Raw genomic sequence first — 16967 nt, 5'->3', positions numbered from 1 at the left:
GAGAAAAAATGAGTTTTTTGGGTGTAATTGGTGCGGTAAGTAGTGTGGTAAGTAGTGTATGTAGTACTTTGGGGTCTTTTGGTAGCTCTTTATTTAAGACAATAGGGGCTTTCTTGCCTTATCTAAAGTCAATTGTAGATGTGGTATCTGCGGTGGTAAATTCGTTAGGCATCTTTAAGAAGGAATATACGCCTGAGGATTACGGTGCTGCACTAAGACAGGCTGAAAAAAAGCCTGAGGATTTTGATAGCACTAATGCTTATATTGATTATCTTAGTGCTGAAATGAAAGCGGGAAGAATTGATTTAAATAAAGAAAAAAGCGATATAGATAAGTGGGCGGATATAGCTTTGGGCGTTGGTTTAGGTATTAAGAGCCTTAATGAAAAATTCAAACTTCAAACAAGTGCTGAGTTTTGGAAAGGTATGGGAGAGAAATTTAATGAGGATAAAATAGACGAAAAGGATGTTGGAAGCATACTTAAAAATTCCAGTCAAAACAATATCAATTCTGAGGATTTAGTGCGTTATATGGAAAATCAACCCTTAGTGAATGGAACAAAGCCATCGGATATTTCACAAACCTTGAAGATCGCATTGAAGGAAAGTAAGCCAGAGCTTACAGAGCAAGAGCAAAAGGATAAATTTAACGCACTTCTTAGAAATGATTGAGTATTTTAGGTTTTATCTAAGGGTGAAGAAATTTTACTATCAAATTAAAAATAAGGAGAAAAAATGGGTTTTTGGAGTTTCGTTGGTACAGCAATTAGTGCAGGAATTAGTGTGGTAAGTAGTGTATGTAGTACTTTGGGGTCTTTCGGTAGCTCTTTATTTAAGACAATAGAGGCTTTCTCGCCTTATCTAAAGTCAATTGTAGATGTGGTATCTGCGGTGGTAAATTCGTTAGGCATCTTTGAAAAGGAATATACGCCTGAGGATTACGGTGCCGCACTAAGACAGGCTGAAAAAAAGCCTGAGGATTTTGATAGCACTAATGCTTATATTGACTATCTTAGTGCTGAAATGAAAGCGGGAAGAATTGATTTAAATAAAGAAAAAAGCGATATAGATAAGTGGGCGGATACAGCTTTGGGCGTTGGTTTAGGTATTAAGAGCCTTAATGAAAAATTCAAACTTCAAACAAGTACTGAGTTTTGGAAAGGTATGGGAGAGAAATTTAATGAGGGTAAAATAGACGAAAAGGATGTTGAAAGCATACTTAAAAATTCCAGTCAAAACAATATCAATTCTGAGGATTTAGTGCGTTATATGCAAAATCAACCCTTAGCGAATGGAACAAAGCCATCGGATATTTCACAAACCTTGAAGGAGGCATTGAAGGAAAGTAAGCCAGAGCTTACAGAGCAAGAGCAAAAGGATAAATTTAACGCACTTCTTAGAAATGATTGAGTATTTTAGGTTTTATCTAAGGGTGAAGAAATTTTACTATCAAATTAAAATAAGGAGAAAAAATGGGTCTTTGGAGTGGAATTGGTTTAGGTATTGCGAACCTTAATAATCAAACAAGTACTGAGTTTTGGAAAGGTATGGGGAAGAAATTTAATGAGGGTAAAATAGACGAAAAGGATGTTGAAAGCATACTTAAAAATTCCAGTCAAAACAATATCAATTCTGAGGATTTTAGTGAAATCAGTGCCCTTATTAAAAAAATGGAAGCTGCTAAAGCAAATGCGAATTCTAATAATGGTGCGGATTTTTCAAGTCTTAAAGAAAAATATAAACTTCACTCAAGCGATGAATTCTTTTCTTTTGCCAACAAAAAAGTTAAGGGAGTGAATAAGAGCAAAAAAAATAAAGAATCAAGCAGAAGATAGTGTTAAAGGATGCGATAAACTTCATTATAAATAGCAAAAAAAGCACTTGTTTGGGTTTTGAAAGGAAGAAAAGTGGATAAAGAAAAAAGAGTGATTTGTAATTTATTTTTGATTAAAGACCATAAAATTACAATTTGTAAATTTTATAATAGTGAGCTTTTGGCTTTGAAAAATGAGGGAGCGACCTCTTTTGAAATTTGGGACGATTTTTGGAAGTGGTGGGAGGAAAAAGAGGAATATATGCAAGGAGATGAACTTGACTTTGCTTTTATTTGGGACGAGCAAAATCCAATCATTTTTCAAAGCTCTTTCTTCACAGAGTATTTGCAAGATAGCATTTGGAATAAAAGTATCGTTGAGAAGGTTTTGAGTAAATTTCAATGTGATTTTAAGATAAAAACCGAAGATGGTGCCATAATAGGGAGTAAAAAAAAGAAACTTTGTTTATCTTCAAACATCACACTTCAAAATAAAATCAATACCCACTCTATTGTTTTAGATGGAGATGGCGAAGAGCTTGAAGAGGAGACTGAAACATATAAATTTTTTAGAGAAAAAAGAGAAAGAGAATATAAGGAAAGGTTGGAAAAATTAAAATGATAGAAGTAAAAAATTTTTTAAGTAAGCAAAATAATTACTATCTTAATAGTAAGGACAATATTAGCACCTTAAAAACGCAGGATATAGACCCAAGCGATATGGTGCTTTATAAGGTTGAAAGTGTAACTTTTAAAAAAGATGCACCTCGCAGAGAGGCTTTGGAAAATGTTTTAAGTGCTTTGAGGATAGAGGGGATTAATTTTATTTATCTCATTTTAGGGAATAATGAGGGAGTAGAGTTTTACTATGGTATAGCAAGAAATCATTCAAAACAAGCTCCAAAATTAAACATCGATGAAATAGGTAAATTTATACTTGAACCTAGCATAAAAGGAAATTTTCGTGGGAGTAAGATAGAGGCGATTAAAAAAGAAAAAAAACGCGCCGTGCTTCAGAAAATTCAAAATAATTCTTTTCAAAGTGTCATAGAGGGTGTTCCAGGTATATTAAAAGATGAAAATGAGTTTCAAGGCGTTGATCGTCTTGCTGATGTTATGGGTGTTGATAGTGAATTTGGCTTTATGATTATCGCTTCTTTAGTAAATGATAATGAAATTTTAGGGATAGAAAATAATATTTTTGAGCTTTATTCTTCACTTTCTCCAATGGCAAAACGCAGCGAACAAGAATCAACATCAAACGCTAGGAGTGAAGGAGAAAGTAAAACAGAAGGCACAAATTATAGTGAGACTAAGGGCGAAAATTCAGGAGAAAGTAAGAGTGAAACCATTGCCCAAAATGAAAGTGAAGCACAGAGCGAGAACAGTAATAGGAGTAAGAGTACATCTCAAGGCACAAGTCGTTCAGAGGGTGATAGGTATGATAGCTCAGGCACTAATAAGGGAAGTTCGCAAAGTCAATCGCAAGGTTCAAGCACAACACGCACCGTAGGTGGAAGTAAAAGTCAAGCTATTACTAAAAATGAAGGAGAGAGCACGAGTGTAACTGATGGAACTAATAAGTCCCTTACAACAAGCACTAATGAAAGCACTACAACTTCTAATGCTCTCACTTTTGAATTTATCGATAAGCAAAGTCAAGATTGGCTTAAATATATCGATGAAATTTTGATTCCTAGAATCGACTATGGGAAAGGTAAGGGAATGTTTGTGAGTAGTATGTTTTGTTTTTCTAATTCTCAAGCCGTTTTAGAGAAACTTGAAAATACAATCATCTCTCTTTTTAGTGGAGAAAATGGTAATAAAATTCCTTTACGCGCTTTTTTGCTTAATGATGGGAAGAGATTGCACGCTTTTAGAAACTTGCAACTTCCTAAAATAAAAATTGAAAATTGTGACCCTAAAATTAATTCTTTGCTTTCTCAAAGTTATACCAGTTTGGGAAATTGGATTAGTTCTAAGGAGCTAAGTTTAATTTCAGGTTTGCCTAAAAAAGATGTAATGGGTTTAGAACTTCGAGAAGAGGTAGAATTTGGCTTAAATTTTCAAAGTCCTGAGTCGGAAAATGAGCTTGTTTTGGGAAAACTAATGCAGAGTGGAAATATTACTAATAAAAATGTAAGTATCGATAAATTAAGTTTGGATAAACATATTTTCATCACGGGTGTTACAGGAAGTGGTAAAACAACGACTTGCCAAAATTTGTTGATTAATTCTAATAAGCCGTTTTTAGTGATAGAACCAGCAAAAACAGAATATAGAATTTTGAAAAAGAAATATGATGACCTGCTGATTTTTACATTAGGAAAGGATACGGTAGCACCTTTTAGACTTAATCCTTTTGAATTTTTTCCTCACGAAAGCATCACTTCGCGGGTAGATATGATAAAAGCAAGTATAGAAGCGGCATTTGATATGGAAGCGGCAATCCCTCAAATTATAGAAAGTGCGATATATGAATGCTATAAGGATAAGGGTTGGAATATTGCTACTAATAAAAATGAAATTTATGGAGAAATTGCTTTTGATGATGGAATTTATTCTTTTCCAACTTTAGAAGATTTAAATAATAAAATTGAAAATGTTGTTTTAAAGCAAGGATTTGATGAAAGACTAAAAAACGATTATATAGGTTCTATAAAGGCTAGATTAAACGGACTTTTGGTAGGTTCTAAGGGCTTTATGTTAAATACAAAAAGGTCTATTGATTTTAGACAATTACTCGATAAACGGGTTGTTTTGGAGATAGAAGAAATTCGAAATGGTAGCGAAAAGTCTTTAATTATGGGCTTTATCTTGAGTAATATTTTAGAAGCCATTAAGGCTAATTTCTTTTCTAGTGAAAGAAAGCACGATATTAAGCATATCATTCTTATTGAGGAGGCTCATAGGCTTTTAAGCAAATATCAAGCCGGAGATAGTCTTAATAAAAAGCAGGGAGTAGAGGTTTTTGCTGATATGTTAGCTGAAATCCGTAAGTATGGGGAATGCTTGATGATTGCTGACCAAATTCCAAACAAACTTACTCCAGAAGTGCTAAAAAACACAAATACTAAGATTGTCCATAGAATTTTTGCTGCAGATGATAAAGAAACTATCGCAAATACAATGGCGCTAGAAGAAGAGCAAGCGCAATATCTTGGAAAGCTTGAAACGGGCGTTGCTGTTGTTTTTTCTGGAGGTTTTAATAAGGCGGTAATGTGTAAAATAGAGCAAAGTTCAAATACAAGTTCTAATGATTTTATTGAAGAAAATGACCTACAAAGAAGTGTCTATGAGTTTTATGCAAAACACTTTAAAAGTGGCGTTATATTAGGATCTTCTTGGCTTGATAAGGTTGATGTAGAAGATATTAAAAGCCTTTTGGATATACAAAGACGCGGTGGTGTAATGAAAGAGATTAAAAGACACTATGAAAATAAGCAAAAAATAGCACCTAAATTATTGTTAAGTTTAAAAGAATGTGAAAAACAATTTTCTAGGAAATTTTTGGCTAAATATTTTCTTTTGGAAAACAATTTAAATTTTGAAAAAGAAAATATCGCTTTAGAATTTATTAATAAATATTTAGAGGAAAGATTGACTGAAGATGATGTTATATATTTTAAAGATGAACTTTTTTTGGGATAAACGATGATAAAGCCTAGACCAAGTTTTCAAAAATGTTTAAAATGTGGGGAGAAATTTTTAGCTCGTCCTAAAAGCGATGCCTTAAATCCGCTAGATTTTATCTGCTCTCGTTGTAAGGGCGAAAGAAGTGGGCTTTTGGAATTTTTATCTCGCATTTTTAAGTTTAAGAATTAGGAAATAAACAAAATGTTCTCTAAAATTTTTTCATCATTTAAACTTGCTGGTGTGTTTAAGGGCTTAATCCTTAAACGCCTTACAAATCCTTTACAAAGTTCTCGTATTGTAAATCTACTAATGGATATAAAAAATATTTTTCAAAGCAGTAAGGGTAACGCCGATGCCCTTTGTTTGGCTTTGGATTTATTGGTTGATTTTAAAAATAAATATCCTGAGGATTTTGATGAAATTTTTGAGATTGTCAAAGAGCTTTTGCAAGATTACAAGCAAAATTCTGATGACATTAAGCAAAACATCAAAGAGCTTTTCAAATAAGGCAATTTTATTGAAAGATACGCTAAAATATGTGCGTAAATTCTTCAAAGAAAGCTAAAATATGAATCATCTTTTAATTCTTTACAATCCTTATTACCAAAGCGATGTTATCGAGCAGCATTTGAGTATTTTACAGAAAAAATCTCAAGTTGCCTTTGGTAAAATTAAATCTAAGCTAAATGACCAAGAAAGGCAAGATTCCCTAGAAAATATCTATCAAACTACCACTAAGGATAATTTTTTACAACTTTTTCTAAGCGATTATGCGAATTTATTTGTTGCTAAGGTGATAAAAGTTTGTAAAAATGCCGATGAAAGTTTAATTCCTGCTTACTACAAAGAAAAGAATTTGGAAGTGGAGGATTTTTTTATCATTAGTGATTTAAGGGAGTTGGTGAGGGAGGATTTTAGCCTTTTAAGAGATAGATTTTTAGCCAATTTTATCACGCCTAATCATCATACTTACGCCATTTATGGTAATAATTACAGCTATCCTTTGTGCGTAAGAATGAAGGAAGAGTGTTGTTATTTTATAGACGATGAGAGGCATTATTTAAGCGTATATAAAGATGAAAAATATTTGACTATGCAAGAAAATTTCATACGCTTTATTTTTGGTAAAAGACTTTTTTATCTTCTCCACCCTAATAGTGTAAGCAATCTTATCAACGCAGAATTAGAGCTTATGCATAGCGAAAATGACCCGCTTAATGACTTCACAAGCATTATTGTTAAATATTCTAAAACCTTAGAATATGAGCTTTATAGTTTTGCAAAAAAGCTTTTTTTAAAGCTTTGTGAACAAAATTCTAGCCTTTATGATTTAAAATATAATGTGCAGGGTAAAGATTATATACTCGAAGATTTTTTTACTCAAAAACCTAATCTTGGAAGCATTAAATTTCTACTCAAGCACCCAAAAATCCAAGTTTATTTAGATAGAGAACTTATTAGATTTATTAACTATCGTTTTTCAAAAAGCTTAAGTCTTATCCAAAAGATACGCAATGAAGCTGTTCACGCCAAAAATCCAAGCTTAAGCGAACTTAAGAGTCTAAGGAGTGAGATTTTGGGGATAGAAAATACGAGTTTGCTTAAAGACCTTTTGATTCTTAAGGAAAATTTGTGAAAGAATACGACAAATTAGGCACACGCTTGGTGCAAATCTTGCTAAAATTTAATAATGGTGAAAGCGTGAGCGTGGAGGAGTTAGCGCAGGAATTTAATGTGGATACGAGAACTATACAAAGAGACTTAAATCAAAGACTTTCCTTTATGCCTATTAAAAGAGAAAATGGTAAATATACTTTAGAAAGTTTTGCTTTGGGGCAACTTAGTTTTAAAGATATACAAAATTTCGCCGCCATAAGCGGTATAAGTGACCTTTATCCTAGGCTTGATAAAAATTTTATTAGCGATATTTTAAGCCAAAAAATTAATACAATTTTGAAGATAAAAAATGAGGGTTTTCAAAGGGTGGATTATGAGCTTTTTGAGAATCTTAGCGTTGCTATATTAAATCATAATGTTTTAAATTTTGACTATAAAAATAAACAACGCAGTGTAAAACCCTATAAATTAGTAAATTATAAGGGTATTTGGTATCTTTTAGCCGATGAAAATGGCAAATTAAAGCATTTTAATTTTAGTAAAATTTTGAAACTTGATGTAATGAACGAGAAATTTATTCCCAATGAAGCCTTTAAAAAGCAAATTCAAAATGACCAAAATGTCTGGTTGGGTGAGGGTAGGGAGGTGCTTTTGCGACTAGATAAAAAGGCGAAAGAGTATTTTTTTAGAAAAGAAATATTGACTAATTATAAAATTATTGATGAAGATGAGACGAGTTATACTTTAAGCACACAAGTTTCTTATGAAGATGAGTTTTTAAATTTCATCAAACAATGGATTCCTTATGTTAAAATCATTGCCCCACTTGAGTTAAAAAACAAAGTGAAAGATATTTTGAGAAAATATCTCGAGGAGGGATAATAAATCACCTCCTAATTTATTGATTGTAAGAAAAGCTAGGTTCGATTTGTTTCTTTTTAGAAAGCTCTTTATACCAGTAACTATGCAGGATATAAACCTCTTCTTCCTCTTTATAGCCACTTATCATAGAGTGAATACTGCCCTTAATCGCAAACACAGCCATATAAATATGCACGCCAAAAAACACAGCACACACTATACCTAAAAGATTATGTATAATCGCACTAAGCCTTAAAAGCTCGATATGGCTAAGCCCGAAAATACTTTGCACAGGAGTAGAATTAAAGTCTAAGAAATACATAAACCCTCCTGTTAGTATCATTAAAAAGCCTCCAAAAACAGCGATGTAATACCACGATTTTTGTCCAAAGTTAAATTTTCCTGCTGGCACGGGCTTTTTTTCCTTACTTAAATAACCACCTACTATCATCAGCCATTTAATGTCATAACTTGCAGGAAGCATTCTTTTAATCCACCAAAAAAACATAGGGATAATAGAAACGATAAATAAGATAGTCGCAATGGCGTGTAAATTTTTACACACTCGCACAAAAAGCCCCCCACCAAAAGTCGTTCCAAACATCATAATAAAACCTGTCGGCACTAAAATCACCCAAGAAAGTGCAGCGATAAAGTGAAAAAGTCTTTCAAAAAGCGAAAAGGCGTAAATTTTCTTTCCTGCGTGAGAGAATTGCTTAGGACCTATAACCATATAATGCAAAGCAAAAGCCGCCAAAACGGCAATCACACTAAGCAAAGCTACGGTAGCGATATACTCGCCTTGCAAAGTCGTCCAAAGCTTACCAAAAGTATCATAATTTGCTATATTTGTAATGCGATTATAATCCCAAATTTGCGTATCTTGCCCCATTCTTTCTTCACCATAGGCAAATAAATTTGCAAAAGAAAGAACGAGTAAAAAAAGCTTTTTCATAAACGCTCCTTTCCTGTATAGGCTATTCTCCACTCCATACTTTCGCTTGGAGCTTTAATGCCATATTTTCTACTTTCTAAGCGATGTGCGTAAATTTCTTCTATCTTAGAGCTTTCTCCAACTAACAAAGCCTTAGTTGAACACATCGCCGCACATACAGGCACTTTACCCTCGGCGATTCTATTTTGTCCGTAAAGCTCTCTTTCCTTTTGCGAATTTGTCGTTTCAGGACCTCCCGCACACATCGTGCATTTATCCATAATGCCCTTATCTCCAAAGACACTACTTTGTGGAAATTGCGGCGCTCCAAAAGGACAAGCATAAAGGCAGTATCCACACCCTATACAAATTTCTTTATCGTGCAAAACCACCCCATCGCCTCTAATATAAAAACAATCCACAGGACACACAATCGCACAAGGCGCATCATCGCAATGCATACAAGAGATAGAAGTCGAAACTTCTTTCCCCTCCTCGCCCTCATTAAGCGTTATCACGCGACGACGGCGTATATTAATAGGCAGCTCGTGTGCTTCATCACAAGCGACAGAGCAGCCATTACAATCGATACATCTTTCATTATCGCAAAAGAATTTCAAACGCTCTTTTTCTAAATTTGCAAAATTAATCTTACTCATCTTTTACACCCCATCCTTTGAAATTCGGCACAAGCCACCCTTAGTTTCTGGAATTTGACACATAATGTCATAACCATAATTTGTTACCGTATTTGCACTTTCTCCACTTGCATAAGGCTTCGTTCCTTCAGGGAAATTATGCGTTAAATCCACACCCTGCATGACTCCTGTAAAGTGGAAAGGTAGGAAAATCATATCCTTAGCTACACCGTTATTAATTTTAACTCTAACCTTAATCTTCGTGCCTTCAGGCGAATGCACCCATATCATATCGCCTTTTTTGATATTTTCTTGTTTGGCTAATGCTTCATTAATCTCACAAAACATCTCAGGCGTCAGGCGAGTAAGATACATAGAAGCCCTATTTTCCATACCTGCACCATTTAAATTCACAAGACGCGCGGTAACAAGATTAAGCGGAAATTCTTTGGAATAATCCTTAGCCTGCTGCACGGAAATAAATTTCGTATCCACTCTATAAAGAGCTTTTTGGTCTTCAAAGCTAGGATATTTTTGCACCAAATCATTTCTTGGAGAGTGAAGTGGCTCTCTGTGAAGCGGAATTTGATCTTTAAATGTCCATACCACAGCTCTAGCCTTAGCGTTACCATAAGGCACTATGCCTTTTTGCATACATTTTGTGGCGATGATATTACTCGCGTCTAAAGCCCAAGTTGGACCCATTTTAGCCTTTTCTTCTTCACTTAAAGTAATGCCTAAAACCTTTTCTATATTATCCTTAGTAATTTGCGGATAGCCTGTATTAATAGGCGAATTTAACGGAGCGTTTTTAGCCAAAAGACTTTCGCCCTCATACTCAAGCCCAAAATTATTTCTAAAGCCCATACCGCCTTTAGCCACTTCAATGTCAGTATTATAAAGCACAGGAGAGCCCGGGTGCTTTTCACTCCAACAAGGCCAAGGAAGTCCAAAATACTCGCCTTTTACCTCACCTTCTTTACCCTCGAGTGTGATTTCATCAAATTTATCCCAGTTTAGCGTATGCTTTTTAAGTCTTTCTGCACTCCAGCCATTAAGCCCTATGCTACGAATTGCCCCGGCAAATTCTTTTGTCGCGTTTTCAGGCCAAACAATTTTGCCATTTTCATCGCGTAAGGTTTTAGTGAAATCCTCATAAAAGCCGAGTTTTTTAGCAAGTTCAAATAAAATTTCTTGATCTTCCTTACTTTCATAAAGTGGCTCTACGACCTTAAATCTCCACTGCCCACTGCGATTAGTGGCGGTTACACTCCCACTTGTTTCAAACTGCGTTGCAGCAGGAAGAAGATAAATTCCATCTTTTCTCTCACTTATAATACCCGCTTCATTGACGAAAGGATCGGCTAAAACTAAAAGCTCCAAAGCCTCTAAACCCTCTTTGACTTTAGCCTGCTGGGCGGTTGAGGTAATACCATTACCCATTACAATTAAAGCTTTTAAAGCCGTTCCCGCATTGTCTATTTTATCATTATCATCTTTGCCATTTAAAGCCGCCGCCCACCATCTAGCAAGGCTTAAGCCCGTTTTGTGCATCCACTCTTTACTGACGAAATTTCCTAAAAGCCACTCATAATCCACGCCCCAAATTTGCGCGTAATATCTCCAACTCGCTTCATTTAAAGGATAATAGCCGGGTAAATTTTCACTCAAACAAGCCACATCGGACGCACCTTGCACATTATCGTGTCCTCTTAAAATATTCACTCCACCGCCAAATTTACCGATATTACCAAGCACCATTTGCACAATAGGTGCTAAACGCGTATTTGAAGTTCCTACGGTGTGCTGGGTAAGCCCCATAGCCCAAATGAGCGTTGTAGGCTTATTTTTAGCGACTTCAAAGGTAATTTCTCTTAATTTAGCCTCTGGTATGCCCGTAACATTTTCAACCTCTTTAGCGTCCCATTTTGCCGCTTCTTCTCTAATTTTATCGATCCCAAAAACCCTTTCGTCAAGGTATTTTGTATCTTCCAAACCCTCATCAAAGATAATTTTAAGCATACCATACATAAAAGCTATATCAGTGCCGGGACGAATTTGTGCGTAAATGTCCGCTTTTGCTGCACTTTTTGTAAAACGAGGATCGACTACGATAAGCTTCGCACCTTTTTCTTTAGCTTTTAAAAAATGTCTAAAGCCCACAGGGTGATTTACAGCCGGATTTGCTCCTATAATGAAAATACATTTTGACTTTTGTATATCGCCAAGATGATTTGTCATCGCGCCATAACCAAATGTATTCGCCACACCGGCGACTGTTGCGCTATGTCAAATTCTAGCTTGGTGGTCTATATTATTTGTCCCAAAAAAGGCGGCAAATTTGCGTATATAATAGGCTTGTTCATTGCTTAATTTAGCAGAGCCTATAAACATCACGCTTTCAGGATTTTCCTTACGATAGCCAGCTAATTTTTCTCCTATTTCGCTTAAAGCTTGCTCGTAACTTATGCGTTTCCATTCGCCATTTTCTTTTTTCATAGGGTATTTTAAACGCACATGAGAACGCACCATATCGATCATATCAGAACCCTTACAGCAATGTCCTCCAAAGCTCACAGGGTGATCTTGGGCGATTTCTTGTCTAAGCCAAACGCCATTTTGCACTTCAGCAATGATACCGCAGCCCACAGAACAGGCAGTGCAAACACTTCTTACCTTTTTGCTTCCTTCAAAAGCCTCACTTAGCTCACTTTCCTTAGCCTCTCTTAACACCTCACTACGCCCCAAAAGCGGAGTTGCAAGGCTTGAAAGTGCTGCCATTTTTAAAAATGAACGACGATTTAATTTCATTATTCAGCCTTTATGTAGTATTTTTCCCAGTTAGCACTTCTTTGATAAAGCACTTCCTTTTTTTTACTCTTTCCGCGAACAAGTTTATTTTCAGCTTTTTCTTCGCCAAAAGCCACATTTGTCGCACCTAAAACACCCACTCCAGCTAAAGCTAGGGCAGAGTTTTTAAGAAATTTCCTGCGTTTTTCCAAGCTTTCTCCTTTTATTGGTTTCTCTCCTTAAAAATTCGGATCTAGAAAGGTCATTTTGTACCTTTTTATTTTGTGTTTTTATAGGCTTTTCAAGCTCAAAACAAAATCTTTCAAATTCTATAAAAGCCGTGCCTATTAAAGCGATTTCTTTAAATAATAAGGCAGCCTCATTTGCCAAGATAAGATTTAAAAACTCATCAATGTTAGGATTAATGAGTTTTTCAAAAAGCTCTTTTGCCAAATCATCACTTTTTTCTCTTAAAAATTCACTCATTAAAAGAAAGCAAAAGCCGACACTATCTTCACCTTCTTTAAAAAAAGCTTCATTTCTTCTTAGCTTACTTTTGATAAGAATTTGACGCACTAAAAGCAAGGCATTTGAATTTTCAAAACCTTCCTCTATGTAGGAAAAAGTCGTAGGAATAGCACTTTTTAAAGCCAAAAATAAAAGATCATATTCTTTAATGAGTTTTTGCATATCTTGTGGAGTTTTTAAACTTTCAAGCAAAAAAGCAAAATTTGTCTTTAAGGTATCATCGAAAATACACTCGTTCATTGCATTTAGATACTGGGTCAAATTTGCTAATCTATTTTGAGAAAAAGAAAAGCTAAAAACCTCGCCTAAGCATTGATAATAAAGACTTCTAGCAGATCTTAAATTTTCTAAATTCACCACTACTCCCCAACTTTTTAAGACTCGTTTCTAGGGCAAATAATATTATGCAAAAATTGCCTATTACGCACTCTAAGTCCCTTTAAAACTTGCTTGTATCATAATACTATTTAATTTAAAAAAAACTGAAATTTATAAATTTTTTTCACATTTTCACTACACGATAAAAGAAGTTAAAAATACGAAATTATAGTATTTTAAAACATTTTTGAAATATGATTAAATGTAAAAATTTTTTATATTTTTTAAAAAAAATTTAACAAAAATGCAAAAATTATTTTATGTTTTATTGACATAATAAGTCAATTTCTTTTCGCATAATCCTCATAAGAAAATTTTCTAATCATCTCAAGCTTTTTTTTCTTAGTATAAAGCATTAAATTCGGTAAAATGACGCCATTAAAAGTCGTGTTTTTAACTATGGAATAATGAATTTGGTCTAAAAAGACGATTTTATCACCCCTTTTAAGCGGACTTTTAAAGGCATATTCCCCCATTACATCACCTGCTAAACAAGTATTTCCCGCTAACAAATATGCCACCTCATCTTCTTTTAAGCTTGAAATTTGCTCTCCTTCCCTCGTGCTTAAAATCCTAGCATTTAAAACCTCGCTTGTGTAGGGCATAATGATAGTATCAGGCATATGTGCCTCACTTGAAGTGTCTAAAATAGCTATGTGCTTTTCATTTTCAACTATGTCGATAACAGAAGCGACCAAAACGCCTGTTTGCCAGCCCACAGCCTCACCCGGCTCTAAATACACTTGCACCCCAAATTTATCGCTAAATTTCTTACAAAGAACGATGAGTTTCTCCACATCATAGCCCTTTTTTGTGATGTGATGTCCCCCACCAAAATTCACCCATTTCATCCCAGCTATCCACTTGCCAAATTTAGCCTCAAAAGCTTTTAAAACTGCCTCTAAAGCCTCCGCACTTTCTTCACACAAAGCGTGAAAATGCAAACCACTCACTCCACTTAAATCTGTATTTTCTAAATCTTTACTTAAAATTCCAAGTCTAGAATACCGCCCACAAGGATTATAAAGCTCTTTTGGAGCTAAGGAATACTCGGGATTACAACGCAACCCTAAAGATTTAGCCTTAGCCTTTTCTTTAAAATGATGAAATTGATGTAAAGAATTAAAAACGATATGATGAGAAAGCTCTGCAATTTCATCAAATTCCTCATCTTTAAAAGCAGGCGAAAAAGTATGAATTTCTTTATCCATAAATTCTTTAGCAAATTTCGCCTCCCAAAGTCCGCTACAAGTGCAGCCGTGCAGATATTCTCCTACGATTTTCATTGCACCCGAAAAGGCAAAACCTTTTAAGGCTAAAAGCACTTTTGCCCCACTTTTTTCACTCACTTTGGCTAAAAGTTCGCAATTTTTTCTTAATTTATCCTCTTCTAAAATGTAAGCTGGTGTTTGAATTGTTTCATAAAACATTATTTTTCCTTAATTAAATTGCCAAATCATAACAAAATTAACACAATAATTCACAATAAACATTTACAAAAAATTTTAAAAAAATGGTTACAATTATCAGAAATTTAATAGACATAAGGAAAATTTATGAATAGAAGAAATTTTTTAAAATTTAACGCACTAAGCCTGGCAAGTTTAGGCATAGCCTACGCTAATCCTATGCAAAGCCACCACGCACATCATAGCGTTAATCATACGAATTTAAATACTTCTTTTATCAATTTTGCTCCCAAAAATTTAAAGCTTTTAGATCCTAATATTTTTCCACAAGGAGAAATGCTAAAAGCCTTACCTCTACTTCAAAATGAAAGCAAAAAGAGAAATTTTTTCCGTGCAAAAATTGACATTGAAGAAAGTGAAATTGAACTCATTAAAGGTAAAAAAACTAAATTTTATACTTACAATGGCTCAATTCCAGCCCCAAAAATAGAAGTTTTTGAAGAAGATGTTGTTGAAATTATCGTTAAAAATAAACTTAAAGAGCCTACGACCATACATTGGCACGGAGTTTTAGTCCCACCTGAGCAAGATGGAAATCCTCACGATCCCATTTTAGCTGGAGAAGAAAGGCTATATCGTTTTACAATCCCTAAAGACAGCGCAGGGACTTACTGGTATCATCCGCATCCGCATTTTATTAGCTCTAAGCAAGTTTTTATGGGCTTGGCTGGGGCTTTTGTAGTGAAGGCTAAAAAAGATGCTTTAAGTCATTTTGAAGAAAAAGATTTGATGATAAGCGATTTGCGACTTGATGAAAATGCTCAAATTCCAAATAATAATCTTACTGATTGGCTTAATGGTAGGGAGGGGGAATTTGTGCTTATTAATGGGCAGTTTAAGCCTAAAATCACCCTTAGCACAAAGGAGCGCATCCGCATTTACAATGCTACAGCGGCAAGGTATTTAAATTTACGCATACAAGGGGCTAAATTTATCCTTGTCGGCACTGATGGGGGGTTGATAGAAAAGCCACTTTTTAAAGATGAGCTTTTTTTAAGCCCCGCTTCAAGGGCGGAATTTTTAATCTCTGTGCCAGAGGGTGGCGAATTTAAGCTAGAAAGTCTTTATTATGATAGGGATAAAATGATGGTAAAAGAAGAGCCTAGCACACTTTTTCTAGCTGATATTAGTATAAAAAAAGAAAATATAGAACTTCCAAAAGCTTTAAAACAATTCAAGCCTTTAGAAGAGCCTAAGGAATTTAAAGAAGTGATTATGAGTGAAGATCATACGCAAATGCACGGCTTGATGAAAAAAGGCGAAGAGGACTTAAAAAAGGCTTTAGCTTCGATGTTTTTACTCAATAATAAAATTTATGATTTAAAACGCATTGATTTAAGCTCTAAAGTGGGGGTTGTTGAAGATTGGATTATTATTAATAAATCTCATATGGATCATCCTTTTCACATACACGGGACGCAGTTTGAGCTTATTTCATCAAAATTAAATGGCAAGATTAAAAAAGCCGAATTTAGAGCCTTAAGAGATACGATTAATGTCCGTCCCAATGAAGAATTAAGACTTAGAATGAAACAAGATTTTAAGGGGCTTAGAATGTATCATTGTCATATTTTAGAACACGAGGATTTAGGTATGATGGGAAATTTGGAGGTTGAAGATAATGGTAACGATTGAATTTTTAGGACCTATCAATAAGCCAAATTTAAAGCTTGAAATCTCTTCTTTAAAAGAGCTTAAAGAAATTTTAAAGCAAGATGAAAGCCTGAAAGAGTGGCTTGAGCTTTGTGCGATTTGTTTAAATGGCGTTATGGTTTTTGATGAAAATGTCAGTTTAAAATCAGGGGATACAATCGCCCTTTTACCGCCTGTTTGTGGAGGCTAGATGTTTGAAATTCACAAAGGGGCTTTAGATATAAGTCTCATTTATACAAAATGGTATGAAAGCCTTAGAGATAAAAACTGCGGGGCATTTTTGAGCTTTTGCGGCATAGTAAGAGAAGAGCAAAGCGATGAAACTAAGGGTATAGTAGAGGCTCTTAGCTTTGAAATTTATGAGCCGCTTTTAAAGGCATGGTTTAAGGGCTGGGAAGAAAATTACAAAAATGAGGGAGTCAAGTTTTTTTTCGCGCATTCTTTAGGAGAGGTAAAAATTCATCAAAGTTCTTATTTGGCAGGGGTTTTGAGTAAAAATAGAACACTTGGTTTAAAGCTTTTAAACGATTTTGTGGAAGATTTTAAAAAAAGTGCGCCCATTTGGAAATATGATGTGATAAAGGGTGAAAAAATTTACGCGAAAAAACGCTCTTATAAACTTAAGGGCGCTGGAATTTTAGCTTAAGGATA

The 16967-nt window shown here is 34.7% G+C and carries 18 protein-coding genes; 12 read left to right on the top strand and 6 right to left on the bottom strand.

Annotated elements, in window-relative coordinates:
* Positions 1–8 precede the first annotated feature (8 nt).
* From EL158_RS07840 to EL158_RS07805, 9 genes are all read left to right on the top strand, one after another.
* A complete protein-coding gene (locus EL158_RS07840; protein ID WP_126361610.1) occupies positions 9–671 on the top strand; it encodes a hypothetical protein in 663 nt (220 codons plus the stop codon).
* Positions 672–734: 63 nt separating this feature from the next.
* Positions 735–1409, top strand: a complete 675-nt coding sequence (locus tag EL158_RS07835; RefSeq protein ID WP_126361607.1) for a hypothetical protein — start codon at positions 735–737, stop codon at positions 1407–1409.
* Between the two features lie 62 nt (positions 1410–1471).
* Positions 1472–1834, top strand: coding sequence for a hypothetical protein (locus EL158_RS07830; protein ID WP_027304544.1), 363 nt, complete (start codon positions 1472–1474; stop codon positions 1832–1834).
* Between the two features lie 72 nt (positions 1835–1906).
* On the top strand, positions 1907–2434 hold the full coding sequence (locus EL158_RS07825) for a hypothetical protein (RefSeq protein WP_027304543.1): 528 nt from the start codon (positions 1907–1909) through the stop codon (positions 2432–2434).
* A complete protein-coding gene (locus EL158_RS07820) occupies positions 2431–5463 on the top strand; it encodes a helicase HerA domain-containing protein (protein ID WP_051529143.1) in 3033 nt (1010 codons plus the stop codon). The genes EL158_RS07825 and EL158_RS07820 overlap by 4 nt, the downstream gene beginning before the upstream one ends.
* Before the next feature lie 3 nt (positions 5464–5466).
* A complete protein-coding gene (locus EL158_RS08570; RefSeq protein ID WP_164715690.1) occupies positions 5467–5637 on the top strand; it encodes a hypothetical protein in 171 nt (56 codons plus the stop codon).
* Between the two features lie 12 nt (positions 5638–5649).
* Entirely contained in the window at positions 5650–5955 is a 306-nt protein-coding gene (locus EL158_RS07815; RefSeq protein ID WP_027304542.1) for a hypothetical protein, read from the top strand.
* Between the two features lie 61 nt (positions 5956–6016).
* Positions 6017–7084, top strand: coding sequence for an HP0729 family protein (locus EL158_RS07810; protein ID WP_027304541.1), 1068 nt, complete (start codon positions 6017–6019; stop codon positions 7082–7084).
* Entirely contained in the window at positions 7081–7947 is an 867-nt protein-coding gene (locus EL158_RS07805) for a helix-turn-helix transcriptional regulator (RefSeq protein ID WP_027304540.1), read from the top strand. Before EL158_RS07810 ends, EL158_RS07805 begins: the two co-directional genes overlap by 4 nt.
* 16 nt (positions 7948–7963) lie before the next feature.
* Here EL158_RS07805 and EL158_RS07800 read toward each other — a convergent pair whose 3' ends face one another.
* The 6 genes from EL158_RS07800 to nspC all read right to left on the bottom strand — a co-directional run bounded on the left by EL158_RS07800 (position 7964) and on the right by nspC (position 14624).
* The gene (locus EL158_RS07800) at positions 7964–8881 is read right to left on the bottom strand and encodes a formate dehydrogenase subunit gamma (RefSeq protein ID WP_027304539.1); all 918 of its coding nucleotides are present in this window, start codon (positions 8879–8881) and stop codon (positions 7964–7966) included.
* Positions 8878–9519: a formate dehydrogenase FDH3 subunit beta gene (gene fdh3B / locus EL158_RS07795; protein WP_027304538.1), complete on the bottom strand. Its 642-nt coding sequence runs from the start codon at positions 9517–9519 to the stop codon at positions 8878–8880. Before fdh3B ends, EL158_RS07800 begins: the two co-directional genes overlap by 4 nt.
* A gap of 3 nt (positions 9520–9522) precedes the next feature.
* A complete protein-coding gene (locus tag EL158_RS07790) occupies positions 9523–12309 on the bottom strand; it encodes a molybdopterin-dependent oxidoreductase (protein ID WP_225532254.1) in 2787 nt (928 codons plus the stop codon).
* On the bottom strand, positions 12309–12500 hold the full coding sequence (locus EL158_RS07780; RefSeq protein ID WP_004277943.1) for a twin-arginine translocation signal domain-containing protein: 192 nt from the start codon (positions 12498–12500) through the stop codon (positions 12309–12311). The genes EL158_RS07790 and EL158_RS07780 overlap by 1 nt, the downstream gene beginning before the upstream one ends.
* Positions 12475–13173 carry a TorD/DmsD family molecular chaperone gene (locus EL158_RS07775; protein ID WP_027304535.1) on the bottom strand — a complete coding sequence of 233 codons (699 nt, stop codon included), beginning with the start codon at positions 13171–13173 and terminating at the stop codon, positions 12475–12477. Before EL158_RS07775 ends, EL158_RS07780 begins: the two co-directional genes overlap by 26 nt.
* Positions 13174–13475: 302 nt before the next feature.
* Positions 13476–14624: a carboxynorspermidine decarboxylase gene (gene nspC / locus EL158_RS07770; protein ID WP_027304534.1), complete on the bottom strand. Its 1149-nt coding sequence runs from the start codon at positions 14622–14624 to the stop codon at positions 13476–13478.
* Between the two features lie 126 nt (positions 14625–14750).
* On the opposite strand from nspC, the gene cueO reads away from it, so the two are divergent.
* The 3 genes from cueO to EL158_RS07755 are packed head-to-tail and all read left to right on the top strand — an operon-like array spanning position 14751 to position 16962.
* Positions 14751–16298: a multicopper oxidase CueO gene (gene cueO / locus EL158_RS07765; protein ID WP_027304533.1), complete on the top strand. Its 1548-nt coding sequence runs from the start codon at positions 14751–14753 to the stop codon at positions 16296–16298.
* Positions 16285–16506: a MoaD/ThiS family protein gene (locus EL158_RS07760; protein ID WP_027304532.1), complete on the top strand. Its 222-nt coding sequence runs from the start codon at positions 16285–16287 to the stop codon at positions 16504–16506. Before cueO ends, EL158_RS07760 begins: the two co-directional genes overlap by 14 nt.
* Positions 16507–16962: a molybdopterin synthase catalytic subunit gene (locus EL158_RS07755; RefSeq protein WP_027304531.1), complete on the top strand. Its 456-nt coding sequence runs from the start codon at positions 16507–16509 to the stop codon at positions 16960–16962.
* The last annotated feature ends 5 nt before the right edge of the window (positions 16963–16967 follow it).

The organism is Campylobacter upsaliensis (assembly GCF_900637395.1).
Taxonomy (GTDB): Bacteria; Campylobacterota; Campylobacteria; order Campylobacterales; family Campylobacteraceae; genus Campylobacter_D; species Campylobacter_D upsaliensis.
Note: the sequence above shows the minus strand (reverse complement) of the source record. Positions and strands in the feature narration are given on the sequence as shown.

What these genes read in the sequence shown, in the direction of transcription:
- EL158_RS07810 (WP_027304541.1), top strand. Translation starts at nt 6,017, where the DNA reads ATGAATCATCTTTTAATTCTTTACAATCCTTATTACCAAAGCGATGTT.
- EL158_RS07820 (WP_051529143.1), top strand. Translation starts at nt 2,431, where the DNA reads ATGATAGAAGTAAAAAATTTTTTAAGTAAGCAAAATAATTACTATCTT.
- EL158_RS07815 (WP_027304542.1), top strand. Translation starts at nt 5,650, where the DNA reads ATGTTCTCTAAAATTTTTTCATCATTTAAACTTGCTGGTGTGTTTAAG.
- EL158_RS07760 (WP_027304532.1), top strand. Translation starts at nt 16,285, where the DNA reads ATGGTAACGATTGAATTTTTAGGACCTATCAATAAGCCAAATTTAAAG.
- EL158_RS08570 (WP_164715690.1), top strand. Translation starts at nt 5,467, where the DNA reads ATGATAAAGCCTAGACCAAGTTTTCAAAAATGTTTAAAATGTGGGGAG.
- EL158_RS07835 (WP_126361607.1), top strand. Translation starts at nt 735, where the DNA reads ATGGGTTTTTGGAGTTTCGTTGGTACAGCAATTAGTGCAGGAATTAGT.
- nspC (WP_027304534.1), bottom strand. Translation starts at nt 14,624, where the DNA reads ATGTTTTATGAAACAATTCAAACACCAGCTTACATTTTAGAAGAGGAT.
- cueO (WP_027304533.1), top strand. Translation starts at nt 14,751, where the DNA reads ATGAATAGAAGAAATTTTTTAAAATTTAACGCACTAAGCCTGGCAAGT.
- EL158_RS07800 (WP_027304539.1), bottom strand. Translation starts at nt 8,881, where the DNA reads ATGAAAAAGCTTTTTTTACTCGTTCTTTCTTTTGCAAATTTATTTGCC.
- EL158_RS07830 (WP_027304544.1), top strand. Translation starts at nt 1,472, where the DNA reads ATGGGTCTTTGGAGTGGAATTGGTTTAGGTATTGCGAACCTTAATAAT.
- fdh3B (WP_027304538.1), bottom strand. Translation starts at nt 9,519, where the DNA reads ATGAGTAAGATTAATTTTGCAAATTTAGAAAAAGAGCGTTTGAAATTC.
- EL158_RS07840 (WP_126361610.1), top strand. Translation starts at nt 9, where the DNA reads ATGAGTTTTTTGGGTGTAATTGGTGCGGTAAGTAGTGTGGTAAGTAGT.
- EL158_RS07755 (WP_027304531.1), top strand. Translation starts at nt 16,507, where the DNA reads ATGTTTGAAATTCACAAAGGGGCTTTAGATATAAGTCTCATTTATACA.